Origin of the sequence: Paraburkholderia sp. GAS334 (assembly GCF_050436625.1) — a bacterium.
In the GTDB taxonomy this organism is placed as follows: domain Bacteria; phylum Pseudomonadota; class Gammaproteobacteria; order Burkholderiales; family Burkholderiaceae; genus Paraburkholderia.
In genome coordinates, this window is the sequence record NZ_JBNDMO010000069.1 from 1 (window position 1) to 9,385 (window position 9,385).

At 60.6% G+C, this 9,385-nt stretch carries 11 protein-coding genes and 3 pseudogenes; 8 read left to right on the top strand and 6 right to left on the bottom strand.

The annotated features are described in order from the left end of the window. From P3T21_RS37795 to P3T21_RS37805, 3 genes are all read right to left on the bottom strand, one after another. On the bottom strand, positions 1-911 hold a 911-nt coding region (locus tag P3T21_RS37795; RefSeq protein WP_429260957.1), incomplete at its 3' end, for an ISNCY family transposase. A 222-nt stretch (positions 912-1,133) separates the two neighbouring features. Beyond that, positions 1,134-1,442, bottom strand: a complete 309-nt coding sequence (locus P3T21_RS37800; RefSeq protein ID WP_266261048.1) for a type II toxin-antitoxin system RelE/ParE family toxin — start codon at positions 1,440-1,442, stop codon at positions 1,134-1,136. Further along, complete coding sequence (locus P3T21_RS37805; RefSeq protein ID WP_429260958.1) at positions 1,430-1,714, bottom strand: CopG family ribbon-helix-helix protein; 285 nt, start codon at positions 1,712-1,714, stop codon at positions 1,430-1,432. Before P3T21_RS37805 ends, P3T21_RS37800 begins: the two co-directional genes overlap by 13 nt. Before the next feature lie 223 nt (positions 1,715-1,937). Here P3T21_RS37805 and P3T21_RS37810 point away from each other — a divergent pair, with 223 nt between their 5' ends. The 8 genes and pseudogenes from P3T21_RS37810 to P3T21_RS37845 all read left to right on the top strand — a co-directional run bounded on the left by P3T21_RS37810 (position 1,938) and on the right by P3T21_RS37845 (position 8,430). Beyond that, positions 1,938-2,219, top strand: a complete 282-nt coding sequence (locus P3T21_RS37810) for a type II toxin-antitoxin system CcdA family antitoxin (protein WP_429260959.1) — start codon at positions 1,938-1,940, stop codon at positions 2,217-2,219. Continuing rightward, positions 2,219-2,542, top strand: coding sequence for a CcdB family protein (locus tag P3T21_RS37815; RefSeq protein WP_429260960.1), 324 nt, complete (start codon positions 2,219-2,221; stop codon positions 2,540-2,542). The genes P3T21_RS37810 and P3T21_RS37815 overlap by 1 nt, the downstream gene beginning before the upstream one ends. 1,458 nt (positions 2,543-4,000) lie before the next feature. Continuing rightward, the gene (locus P3T21_RS37820) at positions 4,001-4,123 is read left to right on the top strand and encodes a hypothetical protein (RefSeq protein WP_429260961.1); all 123 of its coding nucleotides are present in this window, start codon (positions 4,001-4,003) and stop codon (positions 4,121-4,123) included. 301 nt (positions 4,124-4,424) lie between these two features. Then, positions 4,425-5,006 (top strand): lecithin retinol acyltransferase family protein, encoded by a 582-nt coding sequence (locus tag P3T21_RS37825; protein WP_429260962.1) that lies wholly within the window; start codon positions 4,425-4,427, stop codon positions 5,004-5,006. Positions 5,007-5,228: 222 nt separating this feature from the next. Next, positions 5,229-6,185 (top strand): histone deacetylase family protein, encoded by a 957-nt coding sequence (locus P3T21_RS37830; protein ID WP_429260963.1) that lies wholly within the window; start codon positions 5,229-5,231, stop codon positions 6,183-6,185. Between the two features lie 681 nt (positions 6,186-6,866). Next, positions 6,867-7,181 carry a hypothetical protein gene (locus P3T21_RS37835; protein ID WP_429260964.1) on the top strand — a complete coding sequence of 105 codons (315 nt, stop codon included), beginning with the start codon at positions 6,867-6,869 and terminating at the stop codon, positions 7,179-7,181. A gap of 537 nt (positions 7,182-7,718) precedes the next feature. Further along, positions 7,719-7,916 (top strand): annotated as a pseudogene (locus tag P3T21_RS37840) (peptidase dimerization domain-containing protein); the annotation flags it as partial. A 76-nt stretch (positions 7,917-7,992) separates the two neighbouring features. Then, on the top strand, positions 7,993-8,430 hold the full coding sequence (locus tag P3T21_RS37845; RefSeq protein ID WP_429260966.1) for a hypothetical protein: 438 nt from the start codon (positions 7,993-7,995) through the stop codon (positions 8,428-8,430). A gap of 18 nt (positions 8,431-8,448) precedes the next feature. Here P3T21_RS37845 and P3T21_RS37850 read toward each other — a convergent pair. The 3 genes and pseudogenes from P3T21_RS37850 to P3T21_RS37860 form a co-directional block, all read right to left on the bottom strand. Continuing rightward, a pseudogene (locus tag P3T21_RS37850) lies at positions 8,449-8,697 on the bottom strand (ketopantoate reductase C-terminal domain-containing protein); the annotation flags it as partial. Positions 8,698-8,738: 41 nt separating this feature from the next. Beyond that, a pseudogene (locus P3T21_RS37855) lies at positions 8,739-9,071 on the bottom strand (formate dehydrogenase); the annotation flags it as partial. Between the two features lie 87 nt (positions 9,072-9,158). After that, on the bottom strand, positions 9,159-9,385 hold a 227-nt coding region (locus P3T21_RS37860; protein ID WP_429260965.1), incomplete at its 5' end, for a zinc ribbon domain-containing protein.

A 9,385-nucleotide genomic window follows, 5' to 3' on the forward strand; every position in this document is an offset into this window, starting at 1 on the left:
AACACGCTCCTGGGCGCCTTGCCAAAGCGCGTGTTGTAGTCGGCGATGAAGCGCGGCGCATAGGCATTGGCCGCTGCCTGCGTGTCGATGCCCCGCAGCCGCAACTCCTTCACAAGCCGGTCCTGCAGCGTCAGGTTCGCGCGCTCGACGCGGCCCTTGGCCTGACTCGAATTCGCACACAGCCCATCAATGTTCAGCTCGAACATCGCCCGGCCGAAGTGCGTCACGCCTTTGCCGCCGCTCGTCGCCATCTGCGTCGAGCGGAACACGCTCGCCTTGTCGCTATAGAACGCCACCGGCTTGCCATGCTGTTCCAGATACCCCCGGGTCGCCTCGAAGTAACTGAAGGTCGACTCGGTGGCCGTGAAATGCAGCGCCATCAGCCGGCTGGTCGCATCGTCGACGTATACCAGCAGCGTGCACGCCGGCGCCCGTTCCTCGAACCACCGGTGATCGCTGCCGTCGATCTGCACCAGCTCGCCCACGCAGGCCCGACGACTGCGCAACTGATGGATCTTCGGCGGCCGCTGACGCCTCGGAATCCACAGGCCGGCATCGGTCATGAGTCGCCTGACGGTTTCCCTGGCCAGCCGCAGCCCATGGCATTCACGCAGCTTCTCGCACGCCAGCGTCGGGCCAAAATCGGCATAGCGCTCGCGAATGATCGCCAGCGCGCGAACCGCGGTGCCGGCATCGAGCCGGTTGTTGCTCGGCTTCGCGCATCGGCCGGACACCAGACCCGCCGGGCCATCTTCACGCAGGCGCGCGACCAGCCGTCGTATCTGTCGCGTCGTCAGGCCGAGCCGCTGTGCAGCGCGCCACGGTTTGAGCAGATCGTCCGCCACGGCCTGAATGACCTTGAACCTGTCCAGCTCACGCATCGTCATGGTGATCCTGTCCGTTGCAGCCATCGCAGCCTCCGGCGCCGGAGGATCGACGCCGGGTAAGCTTATGCCGCCTGGAAGCGGACATCTGAACTTGGCTACAAGCGGACATTACAACTTAGCCTCTACACCTCTGAATGTGATAAATAACATTATGTCAAATACCACTTCCTACTGCGCTATAGCCACTGGCGAAAACGCGCCGTTCAACGAAGGCATGGCAGCTGACGCGGGATTTCCCCCCGTCCATCAGCGGCCGGTGCGCTGATACCTCAACTCCCTCTGGCTGCGGATGGCAGCCACCAGTACAACGTCCAACTCGGCTATGAAGCGATACAACGCAAGATAGCCATGCGCTCCATTTGAGATGACCAGTTCACGCATTGCGCTGGCGCCTCTAACAGGTCGTCCAATCTGCGGACTTGACTGGAGGATGTCTAGCGCACGAACGATATCATCAATGCGTTTTGCGGCGCTCTCCGGCGCGTATTCAAAAAGAAAGTCAAAAATCCGGTCGAAATCTTCGCGGACTTCAGGTGCCAGAACTATTCGCGCCATCGCTTGACCTTCGGTATTCCCGGGTCTCGCCCTGCAGCTTTTTCGCTCAAATAGTCGCGCATATCAGCCCACTCAACTCCGCGGCCATTCTCCAGCATGTTTGCCAGACGGTCGTTTCCTTCCTTGAGAAACTCGTGCCGCAGCTCTTCACTGGCGACTCGCTCAATAATTGCCTCTAACATGAAGCCGTGCGCCGTTGTGCCCGATTCTTCGGCAAGCTTCGAAACCCGCTCGCGTAGGTCCGGCGGCAACCGGAGAGTGGTAGTGGACATAGGAATCTCCAAATGTGTCACAACTGTGCTACATCATACTCTTTTCATCGTTAGGTGTGTATAGGTGGCCACAATCCCAGCGACTGAAACATTAAATAATTGGGGGCAAATTATGTTATGTAAAGTTGTATGCTGGGATGGCACCAGGTTATTTCGACCGCCATCTCGCCTGCGCGCGGATGTGCAATAATCATGCGCATGTTTATGCACATAGGAGTCGCGCATGATTTCCGCACAAATTCTGCAGGCTGGCGAACCGCCCCTGTCTCAACCGGCACGGAAAGCTACGCGTAAGCCCACCAACGTGTCTTTGCCAACCGACCTGCTCGACCGCGCGAAACAGTTGGATGTTAACATCTCGCGTGCAAGCGAACGCGGCCTGCGTGAGGAAGTTCATGAGGCCGAGGCGCGCGCGTGGGCGGCCCAGCACGCGGGCTTCATTGCCGAGCTGAACGCTCGCATTGAGCACGACGGCTTGCCGCTCGACGAACACCGGATGTTCTGATGGCCCGTTTTGATCTGTACAACAACCCTTCATCGAGGTCCAGGGCGAAATCACCGTACCTCCTCGATGTGCAGAGCGATCATCTAGGCAGTCTGATGTCGCGGGTCGTCATTCCGCTCACACGCGTGGCCGGCAATTACACATCCGGTAAGGTCGCACAGGATTTGGCGCCGATCGTCGAGATCGGTGGCGAAAAGTTCATACTGGAAACGCCATTCCTCGGCGCGATCAGAACCAGTGAGCTAGGTCCTGCGACCGGAACGCTCAAACCCGAACAGAGCCGGGTTCTGGCCGCACTCGATCGTCTGTTCGGCGCTTACTGATCAACCCCGGCCGGAAATTACGCCGGTCATGTCAGCCGCGCATATCAACGGCCGGAATCGAACTGACGATCACCCGTCGCGCTCGGCCGTACTCGAACAGAAGCGGCCGTTCGTAGTTGAAATTCAGGGCGCTCTTCATGGCGGATCTTGGATGTCCACCTCACACAGTTCCCCTGAGCGACTAGGCACACTCAGCCACGGCGGATTTTGGTCGATCAGCATTCGATGTCCGTCCAGCGCCCCTACGAGGAACTCGCACATGCCGTGTAGCCTATTAACCGGGGCTGTAGGATCATTACCCCGCGATAAATGAGTTCTCCGGGAGGTATGTCGTCCGACCAATCTACAGGTCAGACGACTGTGCTAGGACTGAGGGGCCATGTCCTTGAACCGCTCGCGGAGCCACTCGACGAATTGCATCCTGTGATACGTACCGGCTTCGACAAGCTTCGAGAACTGTTTGAAATCTGCGAGTATTTGCTCGTTGCGGACGACCACTGCAGGAACCAACTTCCCTCGCTTAGACATACGCACGTAGTCGTCCCGCCATCGCTTGGCAGCTAACCGAAATCGAACGAACCAGAAATGCACTTCAAGTGCCTCGCGTGTGATAGCACACCAATCCGTTCGGACAACCGGATGAGGTTGACCCGCTTCGACGGACAGATTTGCAGTTGCGATCGATGTGCGGTTTAGCCTCCATCTGACGACACGCCTGGGGCGAAATCAAGCACGTCCATGACACACCTCGTGAATTCAACGGCGAACTTTTGAGCTGCTGTTTCTCGCTTCCAAATCTACCAGAACTCGCATGGCCGCCGACTGCGACTGCCTGGAGAGACTGCGGATTTGGGTGCGCATGTGCACGCAAGGCCCCCCGACCCTTTGTAAGCTTGGTTTTGAGCTTTGTGGGTGATGAGGTTGGGCAAGACGGTTAGTTGCGTTGCTGGACCTTATAACAGATGGGAACGGTGAGCTGTTACGGGAGGCGAAAGCAAGTACCAGGTGACCGCGACGCGACTGGTGGTTTTTTAAGGACGATTTCGTGAGCGATCGCCTCGGCGCGTGTGTCCCCTGCGCTGGGCATCTCTGCGCCGACACGTCCGACAATAACGATCGCGATCGCCCCTAATTGCACGAGAACGAGACCCGTGTCGCGTTGAATCGAACGAGATTGCCGAGAAGAATGCCGCCTCCCCTTCCGCGCGCGCAATAAGAACACTTGGAATCTGACGACTTCTTCTGCGAGAAACCACAAGCGAACTATCTGGCAAAGGTCGTCAAGCAGCGGTCTGATCGCGAGAAAGCTTCGCGGGCGACGTCTTCGTGCTCCGGTACGAAGAGGTAAAAACGCTCAACGTTACCTGCCTGTCGCTTGGGCCCGAAAAGTAGACCGCTTGACGGGTTCGTATTTTCAGTTGGCCTAGAAATCCTTGTCCGATCAGAAAGTGGCTGCTCATGATCAAGCTCGACTTCCGCGCCGACCTCGTTGAGCACATCGACGCGAGCCTGAAGCAACTGGGCTATTCGCCGAGTGACGTTGAAGTGGCGCGGGACAACGTACCGCGCTTGATCGAATGACGGCTGTGGGTCGAGGCTATTGGAATTTCGCGAGCGGGACGGTCCGATCCAACAAGTTGTGAAGCGTAGTAGGCCGTCAGGTGGCGAGCGCGAGCGGTCAGCTGATGCCCGCATTCGTGGCTCACTGCGCATGGAGTCGCCCCATCCGGCTCCATCTCCAGCCGTGGAAAAAACTGGGTTGCGCGAGCCATGCGGTTATCCATAACGAAAACACTATGGTATGCAAAACAATGTTTAACTATCGTGAATATACGTCCGGTCCTATGCTTGGCTCGTGCAGTCAACAGTTGGGAGTCGAATCATGGGACATGCCACTATCGCGTCTTGCACTCCTGCGGCGATGCAGGTGCAGTGGCATCTCGGAGTTGGAAGGGAACCGGCTCTCGGCGCACATCTCGTGACACCTCGCCGCGCATACAGTCACCATGGCATCTATGTCGGCAAGGGCAACGTAGTGCACTACGCCGGACTTGCCCGGTCTTTGCATCGTGGCCCTGTCGAGGAAGTGACGATTGCATGCTTCGCCGCAGGGCGCGAAGTCTGGATCGAGCCGGGCGATCGTCCAGGTTTCGCCGACCGGCAAGTTGCAGAACGGGCGCGCTCGCGCCTTGGCGAGAATCGATACAGGCTCCTGACCAATAACTGCGAGCACTTCTGTGAGTGGTGCCTGTATGGCGAAAGCCGCAGCGAGCAAGTGCGCGCGTGCCTGACTTATCCGCGGGCGGCCATGCGCGCAGCGGTGGGCCTGTTCAAGATGTCGATCAACTACTTCGCTGCGATGGTCTGCAACCACGCGGATGCGTTGCTTGACGTAAAAAGCAACTGCGCAGGCGCCACCGCCAAAGAGCGCTTGATAGGTCAGGCGATGTCCTGCCAGGCGTAAGCGTACCCGTGTATTTCGGAGCAACGTGACCGACCGTTTCGGGATCCTGAGCGGCAATTTGTGGCAAGGTTGTTTTCGTCACCTCGCGATTAAGCGTTGCAAGCCGTCACTTTCGTCTGTGGACGCCCGTGGCAACCGGCTGGAAACCCAAGCCGTGCGGGCTCCTGATGCCGTTGACCATTCTCTTATAAGGAGGCTGCGGGTTGTGCCGCGCATCAGCAAATGACGACTACCCTTGTTTATTCCCATGCTGCGTGTCTGGAGCATCGCCCCGGCCCTAGCCATCCGGAGTCGCCGGAACGTCTGAACGCCGTACTGCGCGCGTTGCGGTCGCCGGAATTCTCGTCGTTGGAATGGCGCGATGCGCCGATGGGCACACTCGACCAGGTGCAATTGATCCACGACCGCGGCTTTGTCGATGAGGTCGCGGACATCGCCCCGCAGCATGGCTATATGCCGCTCGATGCCGGCGACACGGTGATGTCGCCGGGCTCGTGGGAAGCCGTGATGCGCTGCGTCGGAGCGGCTTGTGCTGGCGTCGACGCGGTGATGAATGTGCAAGCACGCAACGTATTTTGTGCCACCCGCCCGTGTGGTCACCACGCCGAGCCAGCCAGGGCAACGGGTTTTTGCATTTTCAATCAGGCTGCGATCGCTGCAGCCTACGCTTATGAAGTACACAAGCTGGAGCGCGTCGCGGTCGTCGACTTCGACGTCCATCATGGCAACGGTACCCAGGCAGCCTTTTTCGACCGGCCGGAGCTGTTTTACGCTTCCAGCCACCAGTCGCCTTTCTATCCCGGCACGGGCGCCCCATCCGAGACCGGCGTGAACCACAACATCGTCAATGTCACGTTGCCCTGTGGCTGTGATTCGGCGCTCTTCCGTGCTCGGATAGAAGCCGGCATGTTGCCGGCGATACGCCACTTCAACCCCCAACTCATCGTCATTTCGGCCGGCTTCGACGCGCACCGCCTGGATCCGCTCGCAGGCTTGAACCTCGAGGACGACGATTTCCACTGGATTACCAGTGAGCTGATGCGTATTGCCGATGCGACGTGCGAGGGGCGCATCGTCTCGATTCTCGAGGGGGGCTACAGTCTGGACGGCCTGGCCACCAGCACGGCCGCGCATGTTCGTGCGTTGATGGGTGTTGAGGTCCACCAAGTGGGGCGATAGGTGCAGCAATGCGACTGATACAGGCGCCGCCGCTGCTTTGCGGCGGTACGGTCGACGGTACCGGCTCACAGACTTCAGTGCTTGCCCCACGTTGCGCGCAGGCCGCAACACCGAAGCGGGTAACGTCTTTGGAAGCGAAACGGGAGGGCACGTCGGGCAGGCAGCACACATTTGTTCGAGGGCGCATCGCGCGTAGCGCGGCGAAGTGGGCTAACCGGAGGCCGGGGATTGCTTTTCCGAAGATGGCCTGCACCGCATACTTTCCAACTTCGGTCGGCCTGGCGAGAGCGCCATCGTCTTGATCATCCATTCCCTGCTCGAGCCGAACACACGGTTCTTTGCGGCGAGGCAGAGAAATATCACCGGATATCATCATCGCCACCTGACGGCCGGAGCCACGCGTTGGCTCATCCGAACGTGCAAGATAGAGCGAACCCCAGGATGGTCGGGAAATGGCAACGGTGGCGGAGTCCCGCTGCGATTGCGTCCCGATCCGAACTGACGGGGCTGATGCGTCGTCGGCGATCGTACTGAACCCGGCGGGACAAGCAGCTCAAAGCTGGTCCATGAAATCTGCGATGCGTCGTTTTCGCAGCAGGTGCGGAAAGTCACACAGATGCGGCCGGGATTTTGATAGCCTGACTTCGTGGGTGATCGAAACGGAGCGTTGTACGACAACGCGTGAAGCCTGTTTCGACATGGCACACGACGGAGGGCTTCATCATGCTGCGATGGTTGACCCGCTGGGCTTCACATCACACCCCTGCTCCCGAAAAGCAGGCGGAGCGTGCGCTGAACGACCTGCGCATGGAGCTATTTCAGGCCGAGCAGCGTGTCCTCGACGCCCAGATGCATGCAGATTACTACCGCACGCGCATCGCCTTCTGCGAAGAGGTGTTAAAAAAGGGCATTGAGCAAGTGTCCGATGAGCGCAAGGGGCAGCACGGGAGCTCGCCGCCGTTGCGTCCCGGATTGAAGCTCACCGCAACGCAATAGGCCAAACCGGACGGCGGGACGAGAGTGCTACTCTTTCCCGAACCCGCTGTCCAGGCTGATCTGCCGATGACACGTCCGACGAGTTGTCGACGGTAAGCTGAATGGCCCCGCAGCCTGCGATGCGACCCCAGCTCTTCCGGGGTCGCCGAATTCTCGAGTATGCGGGTTTTGCATCCCGCTCATTAGCCTTTCATAGTGCCCTGTCAGAGCCGCCCTTTCGATTCGGCGAGAATGACCGTCCATCGGCCTTATGCTCTGCAGCGCATAAACGCGTACCTTGTTCATCCCCCGACTGCAGTTCGAACCTGCGTTTGCGCAGCGACGTCGCACCGTTGAACGTGTTTACGAAATACGGCGTGACGGTCGGCATGGGACTCGACGAAGCCGGCATGGACGACGACGTGCCGACCTGTGCCCAGATCCTGAAAATGGCGAACGAGGACGGCGCGTACACGACACCGTTCGGCCGAGGAAAGCGGCGGCTTCTAATTTGCGATCACGACCGCTCACAACGGTTGCGTTCATCTCGAAGTCACCGTGCGCGGCAAGTCCGGGCACGCCGCTCGCCCCGACACCGGACACGAAGCGCTCGAGGCGGCCACGGCGGTGTTGCAGGCGCTCTATGCGCATCGCGCGGAACTGGCCGCGATTCGCTCGGCGACGACGGGGATCGAGCACCGTACGCTCCTAGTGGGGCTGATCGAAGGCGGCATCAATACCAACGTCGTGCCCGACCTGGTGACGCTGCGGCTCGATCGGCGCGTGACGCCGGAGGAAGACGCGGCTGCCGCACGAACGCGTGGAGGACGTCGTGCGGCGCGCCGTCGCCGGGCTACCGGGTATCAGCGTCGAATTCCGCGAGGTGCTGACCGCCTTGCCGATGCGGCAGTTGCCCGGCGCGGAGCGGCTCGTCGGCGCATTGCAGGCGGCGGCGCTCGTCACGCTCCGGACGGAGATTCCGGCCGAAGGCGTGCCGCTCTATACCGATGCTCGCCTGTACTGCGAAGCCGGTGTGCCGACCGTGATCCACGCCGCGGAACCACGCACGCTGCTCGAGGCAAACGGGCGTCGCGCGGACGAACGGGTGGCGATCGAGGATCTAAGGCTGGCTACGAAATCCGTTGTGCTTGCGCTCAGCGATTTACTGAAGGAGCGCGAGGACCGCGCCGTTTCCGATTCGATTTTGAGCGACGGGTGCATCCACGGCGGGTCCGTGCGCACTTCCGCAGGCGCACGGACCCGCCCATGATAGGCGCGCCAGCCGCGCCTATGTCGCGCGCGGGACCCTCTCCGTCCGGCCCGCGCCTTCCGAAGATGAAGAAGCAGCCTGAACCGGCGCTTGCTGCGCAATGCGCTCGCGCAGCTCGATCAATGCCAGCACCGTATTGATCGTCGGCGTTGCCTCGCCGACCAGCCGGCCCATTTCCTGGACGACGGTGAGCAGCGGGTCGATCTCCATCGGACGGTTGGCTTCGAGATCCTGCAACATCGAGGTCTTGTGGGCGCCGACCGCACCCTGCGCGCGCGTGTGCCACTCGCCGACCGGCTACGGCCTCAAGACAGCGGATCGGTGATGCCGATGCGCGCGAGCGTCAGACGCTGCTGCTGCTTCAGATACGGGATCTCGTCGACCACGCCCACGCGCCGCGCGTGTTCTCCGCCTTCGATGAAACCTGCGTCGAACAGCGAGCCGACGTCAGTTTCTTCAACATTCGCGTAGCCGATCCGCCCTTCAGGCGTGGCCACTTCGATGAGCGGTTCGAGCCACAACAGCCCGCGTGAACCGTTGCGGACCAGTTCGATCGGGATGCCGCGGCGGGCGGCTTCGTCAGCGATCGCACCGGCGAGCGCGAGCGCCGCGGAATCGCGGGGGACATAGATGCGTGTCATGCCGGTTCCTCCGCACGTTGCGCGCCCCTGAGCGCGGCCTCAGCAGCTTGACATCCTCCCCGCCCTAAAGGAGGGATTCCTACGGCGCTACGCGCTGAACTGCGTAGTTGCTTCGGCGGGTTCCTGCTTCTTCGAGTGGCCTGACTGCACCGCCTCTCCACAGGCTAACAAGCGCTGTCCGCGCTCTAAAACATTGATCGCGCCGACGCGGTCGGCGTACGCAGTATGCCCACAGCGTACGCATGCGAATAGCGCCTGCGTCTTGCGGTTGTCGGCCGAAGTATGGCCGCAGCACGGGCAGGTACGGCTCGTAT